We start from the raw sequence: 16,287 nt of genomic DNA on the forward strand, positions 1-16,287 counted from the left end.
TTTCTTAGTTTTGTCGATGTAAGGGTAAAAAGCGGGGATGCATCACACTTCCTCGCGCTGGCGCGGCGTTTGAGCATGCAGGAACGGCAGCAGCAGCAAGGCCGAAATGCCCGCCGCGCAGGCGATGACCGCAAAGAAACCGTTCCAGTGCCAGACATCGATTACCCGCGCCAGCGGCCAGCCGGAGAGCGATGCGCCCAGATAGGCAAACAGGCCAACAAATCCGGTCGCCGCGCCTGCCGCGTCTTTGTGCGAACACTCCGCCGCCGCCATGCCAATCAACATCTGCGGGCCGAAGACAAAAAAGCCGATGGTAAAGAAACACGCAGCCTGCATCACGTAGCTGGCAAAGGGCATCAGCCACAGCGATCCCACTGACAGCAAAATGCCGGCGGCAAAGATCAGGTTCATCGGCCCGCGATTGCCGTTGAACAATTTATCCGATCCCCATCCCGCCACTAACGCACCGCCAAAGCCACCGAGTTCAAACATGGTCACCGCCGAGTTGGCCGTCACCAGATTGACGCCCAGCGTCTCGGACATATAGAGATTGCCCCAGTCGTTAATCGCGGCACGCACCACGTAAACCAGCACGTAACACAGCGACAGCAGCCAGATGTAAGGGTTGAGCAGCACATATTTGGCAAGGATCTGTTTGTGAGTCAGCCCTGCGCCCTCTTGCTGCTGGGCGATCTCCAGCGCATCGTGGCGCCAGTCACCGACCGGCGGTAAACCCACGGTTTGCGGGCGATCGCGCAGGCGCCAGCAGAGAAAAATACCGGCGACGATCGCCAGTCCGCCCGCGATCATCATGCCAGCGCGCCAGCCATAGTGCAGCGCGGCGGTACCGACGATCATCGGGATCAGCGCACCGCCAACGTTTTGTGCTGTGTTCCACAGCGCCCACCAGCCGCCGCGTTCAGTGCGGGAAAACCAGCTGGTCAGCAGACGCGCACAGACCGGCGATCCCCATCCCTGGAAAAAGGCATTTAACACCCACAACACGGCGAAAGCCCACAGCGATGTGGAGAAGCCAAACAGAATATTCACCACGCCTGTCGCTATCAGCCCGATGCCCATGAAGTAGCGCGCGTTAGAGCGGTCGCTGACGATGCCAGAGAAAAACTTCGACAGGCCGTAAGTGATGTAAAACAGCGTCGCCAGCAGGCCGATGTCGGTGCGCGTCATCACGCCCGCCGCCAGAATTTCCGGCGACGCGGCGTTGAAGCTTTTACGGGTGAAATAGAACAGCGCATAGCCGAGCCAGATGGTGATCATGATATGGCGACGCCAGTAGCGATAGCGTGCATCAATGGCCGCTTTATCGCTGATCGGCTCCGCGCTGGCGGGCGCTTTGAGAAATCTGAACATCATATTGGTTATCCCTTGCGCAGCGGTAACGTGACGCTAACGCGCGTGCCGTGGGTGCAGGAGATCCCCAGCGAGCCGCCGAGTGCCGTCACGCGTTCGCGCATGCCGGCAAGGCCAAAACCGTGCTGCGGGGAACCCAGCGGTAAGCCGCAGCCGTCGTCTTCGATTACCAGCTGCAACCGCTCGTCCTGCAATGTGCCTTGCAGCGTCACCGCACGGGCGCTGGCGTGTTTCACCACGTTATTGAGTCCTTCCTGACAAACGCGAAACAGCGTGACGCGCTGCGCTTCACTCAGTCGCGCTTCATCAATCTGCCAGTCGAGATGGCTGATAATGCCGTGCCCTTCCAGCTCCATTTCCCGCATCAGCGAACGGATTGCCTGCTCGAGCGAAAGATCGTCCAACTGGCGCGGACGCAAGCGTCCCAGCAAACGGCGCACCGAATCGTAAATGCCCAGCGACAGCTGCTCAATCAACATGCCGCTCTGCTTCACGCCACTTTCCGGGCTGATGCGCTGCATGATCCCGGCTTGGGTACGAATCGCGGTGATGGTTTGGCCGATATCATCGTGCAGCTCGCGCGCCACTTCGCGTCTGACGCTCTCTTCGGTCTCCAGCAGGCGCTCCGTCAGACGGCGATTGCGCACCAACTCGGTTTGCAGCGACTGGTTGAGTTCACGTAAACGCTGAATCCCCGCACCGAGCAGCAGCCCGGTCAGGCTTTGCGCCAGCAGGGAGAGCAGCAGATCAACCGCGTGATCGTGCCAGGTCTGGCTGGCGATCAGCGCGATGGCGTTCATCAGTGTGGCAATCAGCGCGCCCTGCCAGCCGTAATGCCACGCCAGCGCAATAATCGGCAATGCCAGACAAAACGGTGTGAAGCGCGACAGCTCTGCGGGCAGACCCAGCTGCAACCACAGGCTGACCATAAACAGCAGCACATAACCAAACAGATGGCGCACGCGCCAGTTAACCGGCTGACCGACCAGCGACGGGCCGAGCGGCTGCCAGCGCGTGCTGGTGAGGTAATGCCAGATCACCAAACAGGTTGGTGCCACGGTCAGCGCGCCGGTGAGCGTGAGCAGCACCGCATTCAGCGCGGCGGGTTCAGCGATCCACGGCAATGCCTGCAGCAGCGCCGCGCACACCATCGCACCGCCCTGCCACAGCAAGGTGTGCCAGTCGCGTTGATGACGATAACGGGAGATCAGCGCCACCGGCAGCAGCGTCAGCACGCTGCCCAGCATCAGCAGCGGTAGATGCGCCAGCGCCACTTCGCGCGACAGCCAATAAAGTAGCAATCCCTCGGCACCGAGCAGCACCGGCCAGTAGGCGCGCGGGCATTGCAACATCAGGCCAAGGCGCAGGCCAAAGGGAAACAGCAACACCGCCAGCTCAGGGCGATCCGCCAGATGCAGGCTGATGCTCCACAGGCAAAACCACGAGGCAGAGAAGATACAAAAACTGGCGATGACGGCGATCAGCCGCGAAAAGAGTGGCTGCATTACCAGCCATCAAACATGCGGCGTGCCAGTTCAACGTCATTACTGACGTTGAGCTTTTCCAGCAAATTGGCGCGATGAACGTGAACGGTTTTCGGCGACAGACCCAGTTCGGCCGCGATCTCTTTTACCGCTAAACCTTGCGCCAGTTTCTCCGCCACCTGGCGTTCGCGTTTGGTGAGCGGGTCCTGACGTCCGGAGGCGAGCTTCATAGCAATATCGGGCGTCAGATAGCAGCCGCCTTTGGCCACGGTATGCACCGCGGCGATCAGTTCATCGGGGCTGCAACGTTTAGAGAGGAATCCGCGCGCGCCCGCATTCAGCGCCTGCTCCACCAGCGCCGGACTGTCGTGCACCGATAGCATGATGGTCGCCATGCCTTTCGGCAATTGGCTCAATAACTCGAGCCCGGAAATATCCGGCATCGAGATATCGCAGATGCACACCTGCACGCCGCGCCCCGGCAGCATATTGAGCGCTTCCCGCCCGGAACCGCATTCGGCAACAACCTGGAAATCCGGTTCCAGCCCCAGCAATTGGGCAAAACCCGAACGGACGATCACATGGTCGTCGATGAGCGCGATGGTGGTCATGAGGTTTCCTGGCGGTGAAAAAACGCGCTTACCTTAGCGATAAGCGGGGGAAGCTTCAAGGGGAATGGGTGGCGGTGGCGGGTTTGGGTCACGCAATTCGTTGCCCCCTTCTTTGCGTACTTGAGCGTTGCGCCCAAAAGCAGAGAACCGCTTGGTCGACGGGCTCAGCAACCCGCGTGCTGTGAGCTCTTTCTCGTTGGGATGCTGCTGGGAATTGTCGCGGCACTTGGCTTTGTGCAAACGGACGCACGGTAGGCAGCATCACCATAAATGACGACCGATTATTTCTCTGGCGCGAAATGTAATACCGGATGCATGAGCATCTTGTTTATCTCTTGCGACGGCGGTGCCGGTAATTTGGCATTTCTGACGGCATCCGAGGCAGCCGTGCATAAGCTGGGATCGCCGGTTAGAACATGCAAGCCCGTCAGTTGTCCTTTCTCGTCTAAATCAAGTCGCACATCACAGGTTTTGCCTGCGTAGGTATCGGCATCAAATAACTGCGTCGTGATGGCATAGTTGATTCCGACGATATAGCTGTGGAGATCGGTCACCACTGGCGGCGGCGGAACGTTAACATGATTACGTGGATGTTTAGGTGCGGCACAACCGGACAACAGCAGAACTACGAAAATAAGAATGCGCATACATCACGTCCTGTGACAGTTATTTAAAACAACTATAGCTGCATATTATTTATATACAGTTATCAAGTAAAGAAGGATGAACTTTAACTCAAATTCTTAAATTTATCATGACAAGCGAGATAGTGTCGCTTCAAAAACGGTATTTTGGCGAAACATTTAATTTCATCCCAATTTTTACAGATTCTACCGTTAATTTTTTTATATGTTTTCAGTAATGCGGCATCATGGGTTAACAGTTCAACCGTACCATTGTCAGGATTAATGGTGAGAATTTTTGCATCAAATAAGCGGTGCAGATCACTGCGCAGCAGCAAGCCATTGTCCAGACCATTGTGACGGAAATGTTTGTCGTTATTTTTATCATCTACGATGTGCGCAGCTTCAAGCCAGGAGGCTGCTTGTTTATTATGGGGTAACCCAGTGACCACACAGCCTGGATAATAGTTGAGTAATGTGTTCCGAAGCTTTTGCTGATCCATTCTTACCAAAACTTCACGCTCAATCCGTCTGCCAATATCCTCACTATCCCCCTCTTCAGGCATTTCAACCTGTTGGTTATAGATAAGTTTCACTGCATAAGTGAAATCTCGGGCGGCACTAAACTGCGGTTCGCCCTGCGCATTTATAAGCTGCCAGCCTTGATCTTGTTCGATCAACTTATGGCCTATTTTCTTTAAGAGTTTCTTTAATTCACCATCATCGGGTTTTAATAATGCTTCCACTCTGGCTTCGCCAGCAACCCGCCATTTATTTTGCCGTGAATTTGTTCGGCGAAAAACCCAAATACTCTTTTTGTTAGTGAGAAGATTTACAAAGTTCGTTCTATAGTTACCTTTACCATCACCAACAAATAACAGTTCATCAATGTCACCGTTCAGCGAAGCTTCCGCGAAAATGGCACGAGGTAATTTGTGTCTGCCGTTGGGCCTGAGAAACCCGCTATTCTGCAAGCCCGTTTGGTCCTTAATATCCTGACGATACTTATCATCAATCTCCTTAAAAGTGAGTAATTCACCAACATGTGGGATCAGAAGTTTAGTCATTGTATTCTCTCCAAAAAAAACCCCGCCGAAGCGGGGTTTGATAAGCAAGGAGCTTAGAGCGATTAGCCCTGCAGCAGAGACAGAACCTGCTGTGGAACCTGGTTAGCTTTCGCCAACACTGAGTTACCCGCCTGCTGGATTATCTGTGCCTTAGACATGTTTGAAACTTCAGTTGCGTAGTCAGCATCCTGAATACGAGACTGTGCTTCAGACAGGTTAGTGGTGGTGTTGTTCAGGTTAGTTACCGCTGAATCCAGACGGTTCTGAATCGCACCCAAGCTTGAACGGAACTTATCGATGCTGCTGATAGCTGAGTCCAGAGCGGCCAGTGGATCGGTAGTTGCAGAACCGGCGCTGGTGGTGTCGGTGGTCAGTTTACCAGCGCTGCTAACATAAACATCAGCTCCAGCCGTTGCTGCAAATTTACCAACACCTGTTCCAGATACCACTTTGACTGCACCAGTATCAGCATTCACTGAATAATTAGTGTCATAAGACTTGGTTGAAGTCAGAGCGTTATTACCGTCAACATAAACAGCTTTAGCGGTTGCAATAGTTGCAGCATCAGCAGCTTCACCATCTGCAGTACCTTTACCATTAGCAAAGGTGGCTGAACCAGTCATCACACCAGAGTTGTAGTTAATGGTAGCAACGGTGTCACCATCAGCGGCGGCAGCGCCAGCTGCTTGTTTAGCAGACTGAACCTGAGCCAATACAACATCTTTTGAAGCGGTCGCAGTGTAAGTTACGCCTTCAGCTGCAGTAACGGCAGTAGCATCGGTAACATCAGCGGCGTTTTTGAAGTTATAAGTGGTGCTATCCAGAGTAACTGAAGCTGTACCGTTGTTACCTAGGGATTTACCATCAGCAGCTTTAGTGAACAGTGAGTTCAATGAGGCTTTAGCTGATGCAGAACCTGAGTTGTTTGTAGTCAGGTTGCCATCATCAGTCAGATATGCCTGCTGTCCACCGATAGTCAGGTTACCTGTAGCATCAACTGTGAAGTTAACGTCGCCAGAAGCAGCTTTATATGTGCCGGTTTTTGTCTGGCCTGCTGCTGGCAGCAAGGTATCAGCTAAATCGCCTGCTTTTGCAGAAGTGTCATTAGATTTGTTGTTATAGCTAAAGTTGCCAGATGCTGCATTAAACTTATAGCTAACAGTTGAGCTAGTACCGCCAGCGTAGGTTTGAACATCTACAGTGTCACCATCGCTCAGCTTATCTAATGCTTGAGATGCGGTCAGAGCAGAGTTATTAGTTGTTACTTTGTAAGTACCATCACCATTATCAACAGCTTTTTGCGCAGTCAAATCGCTGATAGTCGCAGATTTGTTGTTAACAGTGCCGGTGCCATTCACGTTGAAGCCGTTCAGACCCAGAGTAGAAGAGTCAATCTTCTTCAGGTCGATAGAGATGGTCTGGCCATCGTTCGCGCCAACCTGAATTTTCAGGGAGCCGTCTTTAGACAGTACGTTCACGCCGTTGAACTGAGTCTGACCCGATACGCGGTCAATTTCGTCCAGACGTGATTTGATTTCGTCCTGAATTGAGTCCAGATCAGACTGGCTGTTGGTGCCGTTCTGAGACTGAACGGTCAGTTCACGAACACGTTGTAAGTTGTTGTTGATTTCTGACAGCGCGCCTTCAGTGGTCTGCGCAGCAGAGATACCGTCGTTGGCGTTACGCGCCGCCTGAGTCAGGCCGGTGATGTTAGACTGGAAGCGGTTAGCAATGGCCTGGCCCGCTGCGTCATCTTTAGCGCTGTTAATACGAAGACCAGAAGACAGACGCTCGATAGAAGTAGACAGAGCAGACTGGTTCTTGTTGATGTTATTCTGAGTGATCAGCGAGAGGCTGTTGGTATTAATGACTTGGGCCATGATAATTTTCCTGTTAATCAAGTCTTTCGGTTAAGGTGTGGGCTTCAACCCGCCGGCTTCAGCGCCGTCAATGTTGTTATCGTCTGCCCTTAAACAACCTTTAGATTTTTTTTAGGACCAGGTGAAAATTTTTCCCTTCAACCTGTCACGTTTATCTTTATCGCCCTGCCCGCAGTGTTCTTTAGGCCAACCTGATCTTTTTTCTAGCGTCCGAAATACCCTTCTCTATATACGCTATTCGCTTTATTACCCGCCGGTAAATAATTCTAAACTTTGCCCATAAAGAGCCGATAACCCGCGGTATTGATTCTCCGTGTCGACATAGAAAGGAAACAACATGACCACCATTTCTACCCTCGGTATCGGTTCAGGCCTCGATTTAAGTACCATCCTGGATAACTTGAGTACGGCTGAGAAAGCGTCTTTAACGCCTATCTCTAATCAGCAGACGGCTTATACCGCGAAGCTGAGCGCTTACGGCACCTTGTCGAGCGCGTTAACCACCTTCCAAACCGCCAACACGGCATTAAACAGCGCTGATTTGTTCACCGCAACCAGCGCAGCCAGCAGCACCACTGCGTTCAGCGCCACCACGTCTGGCAGTACCATTGCCGGTAAATACAGCATTAGCGTGACGCAACTGGCACAGGCACAGACGCTAACTTCGGGCGTACAGACCAGCAACACCACTGCGCTGGGCAGCTCCGATGCCAGCCGCACGCTGTCGATCAAACTGGCCGACGGCACCAGTAAAGACATTACGCTGACCAGTGCACAAACCTCACTAACCGGCATGCGTGACGCGATTAACGGTGCCAATGCAGGTGTCAGCGCAAGCATTATCAAAACCGGTGATGGCGCTTATCGTCTGTCGCTAACCGCGTCGAAAACCGGAGAGGCCAATGCGGTTTCTTCCGTTACCGTGACTGGCGATGACACGCTGCAAGGCATTGTCGGCTTTGATTCAACTAAAACCGATGCCGACAACCCGCTGGACGTCAGCGTCGCCGCGCAAGATGCCGAGTTAACGGTAAATAACGTCGCCATCACCAGCAGCACCAACACCATTAGCGATGCGCTGGAAGGGATTACGCTGAATCTGAATGATGTCACCAGCGGTAATCAGACGTTGACCATCACGCAAGATACCTCTAAAGCTTCCACCGCGATTTCCAACTTTGTGGATGCTTACAACAATCTGCTGGATCAGTTCACCAGCCTGACCAAATACACCGCTGTGGATGTCGGCTCAGATACACAAGACTCCAGCAACGGTGCGCTGGTGGGCGACAGCACGCTGCGCGGCATTCAAACCCAGATTAAAAGTTTGCTTACCAACACGGCCAGCTCTTCAACCTACAAAACGCTGGCGCAAATCGGTATCACCACCGACCCAACCACCGGTGAGTTGTCGCTGGATTCCGACAAGCTGAAAACCGAGCTGACCAAAGATCCGGCGGGCGTGAAAGAGATGATTGTGGGTGACGGTAAAACTACCGGTATCACCACCAAACTGGCGACTAACCTGACCAGTTGGCTCTCATCAACCGGCAGCATTCAGTCAGCGAAAGATGGCGTCAGCAAGACGCTGAATAACCTGACTGAGCAGTACAACAACATGAACACGCGTATAAACGCCCTGATTGCGCGTTATAAGACGCAGTTCACGCAACTCGACGTCACCATGAGCTCGCTGAACAGCACCAGCGATTACCTGACACAGCAGTTCGATAGCATGACTTCGAGCAGCAGTTCTAAATAGTAAGGAGTGACCATGTACAGCGCTACAGGCACACAAGCCTACGCAAAAATCGGGGTGGAGAGCTCAGTGATGAGCGCCAATCAACAACAGCTGGTTACGCTGCTGTTTGACGGTGCGATCAGCGCACTGGTCCGCGCCCGCCTGTTTATGCAGGACAACAATATCCAGGGAAAAGGTAACTCGATTTCCAAGGCCATTAATATTATCGAGGGCGGACTTAAGCAGGGCCTCGATGAGCAATCAGGCGATGACCTGACCGATAACCTGTTAGGACTCTACTCCTACATGGTTCGCCGTCTGGTTCAGGCTAATCTGCGAAATGATGTCGAAGCCCTCGAAGAAGTTGAAGGTCTTCTGCGCAATATCGCTGATGCCTGGAAAGAAGTCGTACAACCTCAACACCTTCAGGACGCCGTTTAATGAATATTGCACCGCCACTGATTACCGTTTACCAACAGTTACTCGACCTCAGCCACGGAATGCTGCGTTTGGCAGCAGACGGCGAATGGGATGATTTGATCACCAAGGAAGTGGACTATGTCAGTGCGGTGCAAAGACTGGCGCAAACAACCGCAGCCGCCGCACCGTCGCGCCAGCTGCAAGAGCAGCTGCGTCCGGTGTTACGCCATATTCTCGATAATGAGAGCGAAGTGAAACGTCTGTTGCAGTTGCGTATGGACGAATTGACTCAGCTGGTGGGCCAGTCATCGATGCAGAAATCGGTGATGAGCGCGTATGGTAAGCAAGGTAGCGTGTATTTGCCGCAGAGTTAGATTTAGGACTCTGCGCGCTGATGCCCTCACCCCGGCCCTCTCCCACAGGGAGAGGGAGATGCTGCAATATACCTGATGGGCTCGATCGGTTCCCTCTCCCACTGGGAGAGGGTTAGGGTGAGGGAAAGCTACTTCTGCGTCGCCGTCGAAACCGGACGCATAATCTCTGGCTCGATATTCTGAATCACCGCCTCATTCGGACGCTTCGCCACTTCTTCCAGCGCCTGCTGGCACTCAACGGTTGGGCGATCCACTTTACGCAGTCTCAATCCATCGTAACGCAGCTCACCGTTCTCTAGCACCAGCGGCATCACGCGCACCTGACGCGTCACGTTAACCCAGTCATCGCCCAGACGCGTTAATTTGCCGGGTTTGGCAATCACGCGCTGCCACTGACGGCAATCCAGCGTGTCGCCCTCGGCACCAATAATCAGGCTGCCCATCGCTTGCTTGCTGATCAGCTTGCTTTGCGGCCCTACGGTTTGCCAGTTGCCCTGCAGCTCCAGCGGCGCCGGGGTTTTCACCGCCTGGTCATAATTGCTGATCTGCGCACAGCCACTCAGCGCCAGCGCGGCCACTATCATCCACTTTTTCATTCTCGGTCCCTACACTCGCATCAATGGCGGCTACGTTATAATTTTTCCCGCGGGTTGCGCAAGGTATCTGCTGCGCGCCACATGATTTTCCTCAAGCTGCTCACTTCTGCGCCGATAACTCTTCTGGAGTTAAAAGTGCCTGTAAAAACAATAATGACCGATTACACACTCACCTTCGTTACGGAGAATCCCGTTATGCGATTGACCCTTCGCGCGCGTCTGACATCGATTGTTGGCCTGCTGTGCATTTTACTGATTGTTGCCGCCATCTGGGGAATCATCGGCCTGCGCGCCGCCGATCAACGGGCGCAAAACGCCTACCAGAATGAGCTGTTACCGCTGCAGTATTCATCCCGCCTGTACCGCATGGTGCAGGAACAATCCGCGACCCTGTTCGATGCCCTGCGCTACTGGACCGACAGCAGCGAAGTGGAGAAACGTCTGGCGCGCATCGCGCAGTACGGCGAGCAGATTGCCAAAGACCGCCAAACCTGGCAGCAGCTGTCGTTTGATGCGCAAACCAAACCGCTTAGCCAGCAATTCATCAGCCATCTCGATGGCTGGCAAACCGCGCTGAAAGATGCCGGTGAACTGCTGAAGGGCGGCAACCCGTCCGGCGCGCTGGTGGTGATTGAAACCCGCCTGCGCAGCGGCAGTCAGCTGCTGCAACAGGACATCGATCAGCTTGATGCGTTAATGCGCCAGCATGCGGAACTCACCTATCAGCAGAGCAATAGCGATTACCAGCTGGCGCGTAACAGCCTGATTATCATTTTGCTGGTCGGGCTGAGCGTGGCGCTGGTGTTCGGCTGGCTGCTGATCCGCTCGATCAACCGCTCGATTGCTCAGGCGCGCGAGCTGGCCGAATCGATTGCGGCCGGTGAACTGAACCACGATATTGGCAGCGTTTCACGCGATGAGATGGGCGAACTGATGCATTCGCTGCTGCGCATGGATGTACGTCTGGCGGAGATCGTGCGCGACGTGGGCGAAAGCGCCACTGCGCTGAGTGATGCGGCGCGTCAGATGGCCGATGGCAATGACGATCTCTCTGAACGCACCCATTCGCAGGCCAGCTCGCTGGAACAGACCGCCGCCAGCATGGAGCAGATGACCGCCACGGTGAAACACAACGCCGATAACGCTGCACAGGCCAACGAACTGGCCACCGACGTGCGTCATCAGGCCGAACGTGGCAGCAGCGTGCTGCGCGATGCGGTCAGCGCTATGGAGGAGATCGAATCTTCCAGCAAGCGCATCGCGGATATCAACCGGGTGATCGATGAGATCGCCTTCCAGACCAACCTGCTGGCGCTCAACGCAGCGGTTGAAGCGGCACGCGCCGGTGAACAGGGACGCGGCTTTGCCGTGGTGGCGTCCGAAGTGCGTCAGCTGGCGCAGCGGTCCGCCGGGGCCGCCCACGAGATCAAAGCGTTAATCGATGCCAGCGTGGGTAAAGTGGAAGCCGGCAGTGCGCTGGTGCAGCGTTCCGGCGCAATGCTCAATGACATCAATCAGGGTGTAGCGCGCGTGGTGGACATTGTCGGTGAAATTGCCGTGGCCAGCCGCCAGCAATCCAGCGGCATTGAGCAGGTCAACACCGCAGTGATTCAGATGGATGGCGCGACGCAGCAGAACGCCTCGCTGGTGCAGGAAGCCAGCGCCGCCAGCCAGACCGTTAGCGAACATGCCGGATTGCTGGTGGAGAAGATGGCCTTCTTCCGCCTGCAACAGCGCTAAGGAGCGAGATGATGCGTAAACTTCTCGCGCTATTGGCGGCGTTGCCGCTACTGAGCCACGCGGCGACCACGCTGAATATCGCCACCATCGCCAACGGCGATATGACCATCATGCAGCAGCTCGCCACGCGCTACGAACAGGAGCATCCTGACGTTAAACTGCAATGGCATGTGATGGACGATGGCGCGCTGCGTCAGGCGGTGTTGTCGGCGATGAACAGCGGCCAGGCACAGTTCGATGTCATCACCGTTGGCACCTATGAAGCGCCGCTGTGGGGTGAAAAAGGCTGGCTGGCGCCGCTTAATAAGCTGCCCGCCGATTACGACAGCGATGATCTCATCGCGCCAGTGCGCAAAGCACTGTCGTTCCAGCAGACACTCTACGCCCTGCCGTTCTACGGCGAAAGCAGCATGACCTACTACCGCAAAGATCTGTTTGCGCAGCAAGGGTTAACCATGCCCGACAATCCCGACTGGACCGATATCAAAAACTTCGCCGCCAAACTGACTGACCCGCAAAAAGGGATTTACGGTTTGTGCCTGCGCGGCCAGCCTGGTTGGGGCGATAACGTGGCGTTCATGACCACCATGGCGAATGCCTATGGTGCGCAGTGGTTCGATGAAACCTGGCAGCCGACGCTCAACTCGCCGGAGTGGCGCGAGGCGCTGGGTGATTATCTGCAGGTGGTGAAGCAGGATGGACCGCCGGATACGGTGAAAAACAGTTTCGGCCAGATTCTGCGCCTGACCGCGCAAGGTAAATGCGCGATGTGGATCGACAGTACGGTGGCAGCCGGTTTGCTAGTGAATCCGCAGATCTCATTAGTCGCCGATAAGCTGGCCTTTGCGCCTGCGCCGGGCGGTATTACACGCAACGGCTCCAATTGGTTGTGGTCGTGGGCGCTGGCGGTACCGGCGAATACGCCGAATCGCGAGGCGGCGATTGCCTTTATTAGCTGGGCGACGTCAAAACAGTATATCCAGCAAGTGGCCGATACCGTCGGCTGGGGCGCGGTGCCGCCGGGCAGTCGCAATTCGACGTATCAGCAGGCGAGCTATCAGCGCCTGGCGCCGTATGCCGCGCAGGTGCGTGCGGCGATTGATTCGGCCACCGTCGAGCAGCCGACGCTCAATCCGGTGCCTTATCAGGGCGTGCAGTACGTGAGTATTCCCGGGTTTGATCAGATGGGTAACGCCGTCGGGCAGAATCTGGCGGATATGCTGAGCGGTAAACTGACGCTGGATGAAACGCTGGCAAAGAACCAACAAGATGTGACGCGGATTTATCAGCAGATGCATTGATAGGCTGTGATCACAAGTTGCACATACCGTAGCGGCGCGCTTTATCGCGCAATAAATTGCGCCGCTACGACGCCCATGTTCTGTAAGATCGGAAACTGACAAGGCCACATGCGCGCGTTACACTAGCGCGCAAGTTGATACGCAGGAACACCGAATGAAAACCCCAGAAGAGTATTACGCTCAGGCGCGCACGATGTTTTTCGCCGCTCACCCCGATTTCCAGTCTGCACTGGATGAACTCACCGAAAGCGATGCCCGCCAGGCGAACCTGTCATTAGCGCAGTTACGCGACTGGCATGCAGAACGTATTTATGCCGCTTTTTTGCGTCAGAAGAAGCTGGATGGCATGCTGTTTTCCATTCAGCTGGCGGAACCCGATAAAGCCGTTGCCGCGGATGCCATTGAAAAGTATCTGAAATCCCACGCGGAAGCCTTAGGCATGACGTGGGAAGAGTTCTGCATCAAAAACGAGTTGTAATCGGCCACTTACTGAAACGGCATCAAAGATACATCGCCAACCACACAAAATGTTCAGGAAAAAGTTGTACAAGTTGAGAAAACTTGTATAACTTACTCATCACGACGTCAGTCGTAGATTGTCCTTGAACGAATGGTGCTGTTGCACCGCCTCTGGAAGTGTTGCTGGATTTCCACTTCCAGAGGTAATATTTTTTCTTACCCTTCCCGCTCAATCCCTTTTACTTCGATGTAACTTGCCACCGCCAGCAGACGATTGACGTGGGTCAGCAGCAGATCAACATCGGACTGTAAAAATTCCTGCGATGCGCGCGAAGCGGTAACAATCGCCTCCTGCACCGTATCGGAAATAGTCAACGAGTTATTCTCTTTCGCCTGAATCAGCAGCGCGGCAATCAATAACGACTGCGCCTCTACCTGCGCCACCAGCTCTTTTGCTTCCACATCCATTTTTGCCATTTTCAATAAGATATCGATAACCAGTTGGCGCATATTTACCCCTGTTTTTATTTACAGTACTATATCGCACCCGATCCAATGAATGGAACGACCCTGATGTTTGTGGAGTTGATTTACGATAAGCGTAACGTGGCCGGATTACCGGGTGCACGCGAGATGATTTTGCAGGAGTTGGAAAAGCGTGTACAGCGCGTCTTTCCCGATATTGAGGTGCGCGTCAAACCGATGGAGCGTAACGCGATAGATACCGATATGAGTAAGAACGATAAAGCGACAGTTGCGCGGATTGTTGAAGAGATGTTCGATGAGGCAGAAATGTGGCTGGTGGCCGATTAGGCCACCAGTACGCTAGGCGCTTAGCTTTCCTGCTCAGCATGGTTGATGGCGATTTCGAGATCCTGAATCGCCTCATCAATGTCATCCAGCAGCTTGCCCTGCTTGTTCAGCAAGGTGTCGAAGCGTCCCGCGTATTCGGTGTCTTTATACTCACCCGCATCAAACGCCAGCCAGTGGGCAGATAGCGTCTCAGTGTTGGTCTGCGCGTAGTGGCGCATCTCTTTAAGCTGGGAGGTGACATCACGCAAGTATTCAGTTTTGGTTTTTACAGTTTCTGTATCACTCATGCTATCTTCCTTTTCGCTTAATAAGACGATTTAAATAACGCTTGAATGATTAAAGGTAGTGCAAAATATCGAAGCTGCCTTAGGAATAATCGGAAGTGACTAAAACCTGTTAGTAAACAGGGGACATCCCGGTCCCCCGATGCTGAGTCGTCAGGCATTACAGATACTTCCTCGCCAGATCAATCAGCTCATCCTTCGCGGCATCGCCCAGTTTGATTACGCCCTGCTCGACAAAGCTAAACGCTCTGACGAAATCCTTCACGCCTTCTGAGAACGCCTGAGTCCCGTCGTGGCTCTGCGCCGTTGTGGCGGCTGGCGGCGCATCGGCTGCAGCGGGAGCAGCGATGTCCGGTTCGTTGGGCGGCGCAACTTCGGCAGGCGCAGGCGTTGCCGCCTCAGGCGCGGCAGTGGCCGCCGCCTGCGCGGGTGCAGCGGTTATCGCGTCGGGTGCCATAGCCGGTGGTACTTCAGCCGGTGCCGCTGCCGCTACCACTGCGGGCGCAACTTCAGGTGCTGCTTCTGCGACGACGGCGGGCGTCGCTTCAGGTGCTACGGCGGTCGTCGGTGCAGCAACGGGCGTGGCGACTTCGTTGGCGAAATCTTCCGCTGGTGACGATGCGATGGTGCTGGTTGGATTGATGACAGTTTGATCGCTCATAATGCTCTCCTTCTTACTGAATAAAGATCGCAGTCGGGCAAGACTGGCTGCAATCCACGGGGTAATTCGCATGATGCCCTCCTCAACGCTTGGGTTGAGGTGGCGACTTATCTCCTTCTGCCGGTTTCCCTTTGTCAGCCGGATTGCTGACCGGGTGCTTCACGGTGCCATCGAGCTTGTTCTGCAGCGCCACCAGCTGGCTGGTAAGCTCCGCCACGCGCGCTTCACGTCGTTCCGATATGGTTCGATATTGCTGTCGAATCTCTTCAACACGCTGATTGGCGCTGTTACTGACGAACAGGAATAGCACCGTCATCGCCACGCACATCAACGACAACATCAGCAAAAAGCCGCCGAAGAACAGTTGGCGCCGATGGTTTTTCACTACGTACTCACTGTTTATCTGCATCATCACGACTCTCCTCCAGAGTGGTAATCAGTTGGTTAACCTGGCTGCGAAACTTATCGCTGTGCTCGGCTTCCGTGGTGGCCAGCAAAATGCTCAGGGCGTTTTTTATCAGCCGCAGATCGGTTTCCAGCGAAGAGATACGCCGCAGGTTTTTGTCATGTCGGATGCGCAATTCATCGTTTTCCTGGCGCATCAAGGCGTGACCTTCTTTGAGCAGCATCACCTGTTCTTTGTAACTGGTGATGATCTCCCCACCGGCACGATTGCTGGTGACGATAGCGGCGATACCCGCCATTAACGGTTTCCAGAACACAGCTGCTGCGCCGCCGCCGAGAAGCAACGCACCTACGCTGGTGACTAAACTACTTTCCATGCTTCACCTCTCACCCCTGGCAAGGGATGTGCCCCATAAGCACGCTGACCACCCTTGCCAGCTTCGCGGTCAACGCCTGA

At 54.4% G+C, this 16,287-nt stretch carries 19 protein-coding genes; 7 read left to right on the forward strand and 12 right to left on the reverse strand.

Translation table 11 applies throughout. From position 1 onward, the window contains the following. Positions 1 to 42: 42 nt before the first annotated feature. The 6 genes from uhpC to ACYAC5_RS11935 form a co-directional block, all read right to left on the reverse strand. A complete protein-coding gene (gene uhpC, locus ACYAC5_RS11910) occupies positions 43 to 1,371 on the reverse strand; it encodes an MFS transporter family glucose-6-phosphate receptor UhpC (RefSeq protein WP_462062976.1) in 1,329 nt (442 codons plus the stop codon). An 8-nt stretch (positions 1,372 to 1,379) separates the two neighbouring features. Beyond that, the gene (gene uhpB / locus ACYAC5_RS11915; RefSeq protein WP_462061808.1) at positions 1,380 to 2,876 is read right to left on the reverse strand and encodes a signal transduction histidine-protein kinase/phosphatase UhpB; all 1,497 of its coding nucleotides are present in this window, start codon (positions 2,874 to 2,876) and stop codon (positions 1,380 to 1,382) included. Next, positions 2,876 to 3,466 carry a transcriptional regulator UhpA gene (gene uhpA / locus ACYAC5_RS11920; RefSeq protein ID WP_271461429.1) on the reverse strand — a complete coding sequence of 197 codons (591 nt, stop codon included), beginning with the start codon at positions 3,464 to 3,466 and terminating at the stop codon, positions 2,876 to 2,878. The genes uhpB and uhpA overlap by 1 nt, the downstream gene beginning before the upstream one ends. Before the next feature lie 281 nt (positions 3,467 to 3,747). After that, positions 3,748 to 4,113, reverse strand: a complete 366-nt coding sequence (locus tag ACYAC5_RS11925) for a cell envelope integrity TolA C-terminal domain-containing protein (protein ID WP_137386029.1) — start codon at positions 4,111 to 4,113, stop codon at positions 3,748 to 3,750. Between the two features lie 83 nt (positions 4,114 to 4,196). Further along, positions 4,197 to 5,156: an HNH endonuclease signature motif containing protein gene (locus ACYAC5_RS11930; protein WP_137386030.1), complete on the reverse strand. Its 960-nt coding sequence runs from the start codon at positions 5,154 to 5,156 to the stop codon at positions 4,197 to 4,199. 62 nt (positions 5,157 to 5,218) lie between these two features. After that, positions 5,219 to 7,036, reverse strand: a complete 1,818-nt coding sequence (locus ACYAC5_RS11935; protein WP_192411603.1) for a FliC/FljB family flagellin — start codon at positions 7,034 to 7,036, stop codon at positions 5,219 to 5,221. Between the two features lie 337 nt (positions 7,037 to 7,373). On the opposite strand from ACYAC5_RS11935, the gene fliD reads away from it, so the two are divergent. Genes fliD through fliT form a run of 3 tightly spaced genes read left to right on the forward strand, consistent with a single transcriptional unit; the run spans position 7,374 to position 9,571 of the window. Then, positions 7,374 to 8,798 carry a flagellar filament capping protein FliD gene (fliD, locus tag ACYAC5_RS11940; RefSeq protein WP_192411602.1) on the forward strand — a complete coding sequence of 475 codons (1,425 nt, stop codon included), beginning with the start codon at positions 7,374 to 7,376 and terminating at the stop codon, positions 8,796 to 8,798. 12 nt (positions 8,799 to 8,810) lie between these two features. Continuing rightward, positions 8,811 to 9,218, forward strand: a complete 408-nt coding sequence (gene fliS, locus ACYAC5_RS11945; protein WP_137386033.1) for a flagellar export chaperone FliS — start codon at positions 8,811 to 8,813, stop codon at positions 9,216 to 9,218. Beyond that, the gene (gene fliT / locus ACYAC5_RS11950; RefSeq protein WP_192411601.1) at positions 9,218 to 9,571 is read left to right on the forward strand and encodes a flagella biosynthesis regulatory protein FliT; all 354 of its coding nucleotides are present in this window, start codon (positions 9,218 to 9,220) and stop codon (positions 9,569 to 9,571) included. Before fliS ends, fliT begins: the two co-directional genes overlap by 1 nt. Before the next feature lie 128 nt (positions 9,572 to 9,699). Here the strand turns inward: fliT and yedD are convergent, their stop codons facing one another. Beyond that, positions 9,700 to 10,167 (reverse strand): lipoprotein YedD, encoded by a 468-nt coding sequence (gene yedD, locus ACYAC5_RS11955; protein WP_137386035.1) that lies wholly within the window; start codon positions 10,165 to 10,167, stop codon positions 9,700 to 9,702. Between the two features lie 195 nt (positions 10,168 to 10,362). Between yedD and ACYAC5_RS11960 the strand changes: the two genes are divergently transcribed. The 3 genes from ACYAC5_RS11960 to ACYAC5_RS11970 all read left to right on the forward strand — a co-directional run bounded on the left by ACYAC5_RS11960 (position 10,363) and on the right by ACYAC5_RS11970 (position 13,686). Then, positions 10,363 to 11,907: a methyl-accepting chemotaxis protein gene (locus ACYAC5_RS11960; protein ID WP_462061809.1), complete on the forward strand. Its 1,545-nt coding sequence runs from the start codon at positions 10,363 to 10,365 to the stop codon at positions 11,905 to 11,907. Positions 11,908 to 11,915: 8 nt separating this feature from the next. Further along, complete coding sequence (locus ACYAC5_RS11965) at positions 11,916 to 13,208, forward strand: ABC transporter substrate-binding protein (RefSeq protein WP_225614348.1); 1,293 nt, start codon at positions 11,916 to 11,918, stop codon at positions 13,206 to 13,208. Positions 13,209 to 13,362: 154 nt separating this feature from the next. Beyond that, on the forward strand, positions 13,363 to 13,686 hold the full coding sequence (locus tag ACYAC5_RS11970) for a DUF6388 family protein (protein WP_101764036.1): 324 nt from the start codon (positions 13,363 to 13,365) through the stop codon (positions 13,684 to 13,686). Positions 13,687 to 13,883: 197 nt separating this feature from the next. Here ACYAC5_RS11970 and iraP read toward each other — a convergent pair whose 3' ends face one another. After that, positions 13,884 to 14,177 (reverse strand): anti-adapter protein IraP, encoded by a 294-nt coding sequence (iraP, locus tag ACYAC5_RS11975; RefSeq protein WP_061717593.1) that lies wholly within the window; start codon positions 14,175 to 14,177, stop codon positions 13,884 to 13,886. Between the two features lie 63 nt (positions 14,178 to 14,240). Between iraP and ACYAC5_RS11980 the strand changes: the two genes are divergently transcribed. Beyond that, the gene (locus ACYAC5_RS11980) at positions 14,241 to 14,480 is read left to right on the forward strand and encodes a DinI-like family protein (protein WP_101764035.1); all 240 of its coding nucleotides are present in this window, start codon (positions 14,241 to 14,243) and stop codon (positions 14,478 to 14,480) included. Between the two features lie 20 nt (positions 14,481 to 14,500). On the opposite strand, the gene ACYAC5_RS11985 is transcribed toward ACYAC5_RS11980, so the two are convergent. From ACYAC5_RS11985 to ACYAC5_RS12000, 4 genes are all read right to left on the reverse strand, one after another. Continuing rightward, positions 14,501 to 14,767, reverse strand: coding sequence for a hypothetical protein (locus ACYAC5_RS11985; RefSeq protein WP_101764034.1), 267 nt, complete (start codon positions 14,765 to 14,767; stop codon positions 14,501 to 14,503). 157 nt (positions 14,768 to 14,924) lie between these two features. Beyond that, positions 14,925 to 15,425, reverse strand: a complete 501-nt coding sequence (locus tag ACYAC5_RS11990; RefSeq protein WP_462061810.1) for a hypothetical protein — start codon at positions 15,423 to 15,425, stop codon at positions 14,925 to 14,927. 82 nt (positions 15,426 to 15,507) lie between these two features. Next, positions 15,508 to 15,837, reverse strand: a complete 330-nt coding sequence (locus ACYAC5_RS11995) for a hypothetical protein (protein WP_192233531.1) — start codon at positions 15,835 to 15,837, stop codon at positions 15,508 to 15,510. Further along, the gene (locus ACYAC5_RS12000; protein WP_007891426.1) at positions 15,818 to 16,207 is read right to left on the reverse strand and encodes a hypothetical protein; all 390 of its coding nucleotides are present in this window, start codon (positions 16,205 to 16,207) and stop codon (positions 15,818 to 15,820) included. Before ACYAC5_RS12000 ends, ACYAC5_RS11995 begins: the two co-directional genes overlap by 20 nt. Between the last annotated feature and the right edge of the window lie 80 nt (positions 16,208 to 16,287).

This window comes from Pantoea sp. y20 (assembly GCF_054903455.1).

Bases quoted from the DNA above. Each gene is read 5' to 3' on its own strand.
- uhpA (WP_271461429.1), bottom strand. From the start codon at position 3,466: ATGACCACCATCGCGCTCATCGACGACCATGTGATCGTCCGTTCGGGT.
- yedD (WP_137386035.1), bottom strand. From the start codon at position 10,167: ATGAAAAAGTGGATGATAGTGGCCGCGCTGGCGCTGAGTGGCTGTGCG.
- iraP (WP_061717593.1), bottom strand. From the start codon at position 14,177: ATGCGCCAACTGGTTATCGATATCTTATTGAAAATGGCAAAAATGGAT.
- ACYAC5_RS12000 (WP_007891426.1), bottom strand. From the start codon at position 16,207: ATGGAAAGTAGTTTAGTCACCAGCGTAGGTGCGTTGCTTCTCGGCGGC.
- ACYAC5_RS11990 (WP_462061810.1), bottom strand. From the start codon at position 15,425: ATGAGCGATCAAACTGTCATCAATCCAACCAGCACCATCGCATCGTCA.
- ACYAC5_RS11930 (WP_137386030.1), bottom strand. From the start codon at position 5,156: ATGACTAAACTTCTGATCCCACATGTTGGTGAATTACTCACTTTTAAG.
- uhpC (WP_462062976.1), bottom strand. From the start codon at position 1,371: ATGTTCAGATTTCTCAAAGCGCCCGCCAGCGCGGAGCCGATCAGCGAT.
- fliT (WP_192411601.1), top strand. From the start codon at position 9,218: ATGAATATTGCACCGCCACTGATTACCGTTTACCAACAGTTACTCGAC.
- ACYAC5_RS11965 (WP_225614348.1), top strand. From the start codon at position 11,916: ATGATGCGTAAACTTCTCGCGCTATTGGCGGCGTTGCCGCTACTGAGC.
- ACYAC5_RS11980 (WP_101764035.1), top strand. From the start codon at position 14,241: ATGTTTGTGGAGTTGATTTACGATAAGCGTAACGTGGCCGGATTACCG.
- ACYAC5_RS11935 (WP_192411603.1), bottom strand. From the start codon at position 7,036: ATGGCCCAAGTCATTAATACCAACAGCCTCTCGCTGATCACTCAGAAT.
- ACYAC5_RS11995 (WP_192233531.1), bottom strand. From the start codon at position 15,837: ATGATGCAGATAAACAGTGAGTACGTAGTGAAAAACCATCGGCGCCAA.
- ACYAC5_RS11925 (WP_137386029.1), bottom strand. From the start codon at position 4,113: ATGCGCATTCTTATTTTCGTAGTTCTGCTGTTGTCCGGTTGTGCCGCA.
- ACYAC5_RS11970 (WP_101764036.1), top strand. From the start codon at position 13,363: ATGAAAACCCCAGAAGAGTATTACGCTCAGGCGCGCACGATGTTTTTC.
- ACYAC5_RS11960 (WP_462061809.1), top strand. From the start codon at position 10,363: ATGCGATTGACCCTTCGCGCGCGTCTGACATCGATTGTTGGCCTGCTG.
- fliD (WP_192411602.1), top strand. From the start codon at position 7,374: ATGACCACCATTTCTACCCTCGGTATCGGTTCAGGCCTCGATTTAAGT.
- uhpB (WP_462061808.1), bottom strand. From the start codon at position 2,876: ATGCAGCCACTCTTTTCGCGGCTGATCGCCGTCATCGCCAGTTTTTGT.
- ACYAC5_RS11985 (WP_101764034.1), bottom strand. From the start codon at position 14,767: ATGAGTGATACAGAAACTGTAAAAACCAAAACTGAATACTTGCGTGAT.
- fliS (WP_137386033.1), top strand. From the start codon at position 8,811: ATGTACAGCGCTACAGGCACACAAGCCTACGCAAAAATCGGGGTGGAG.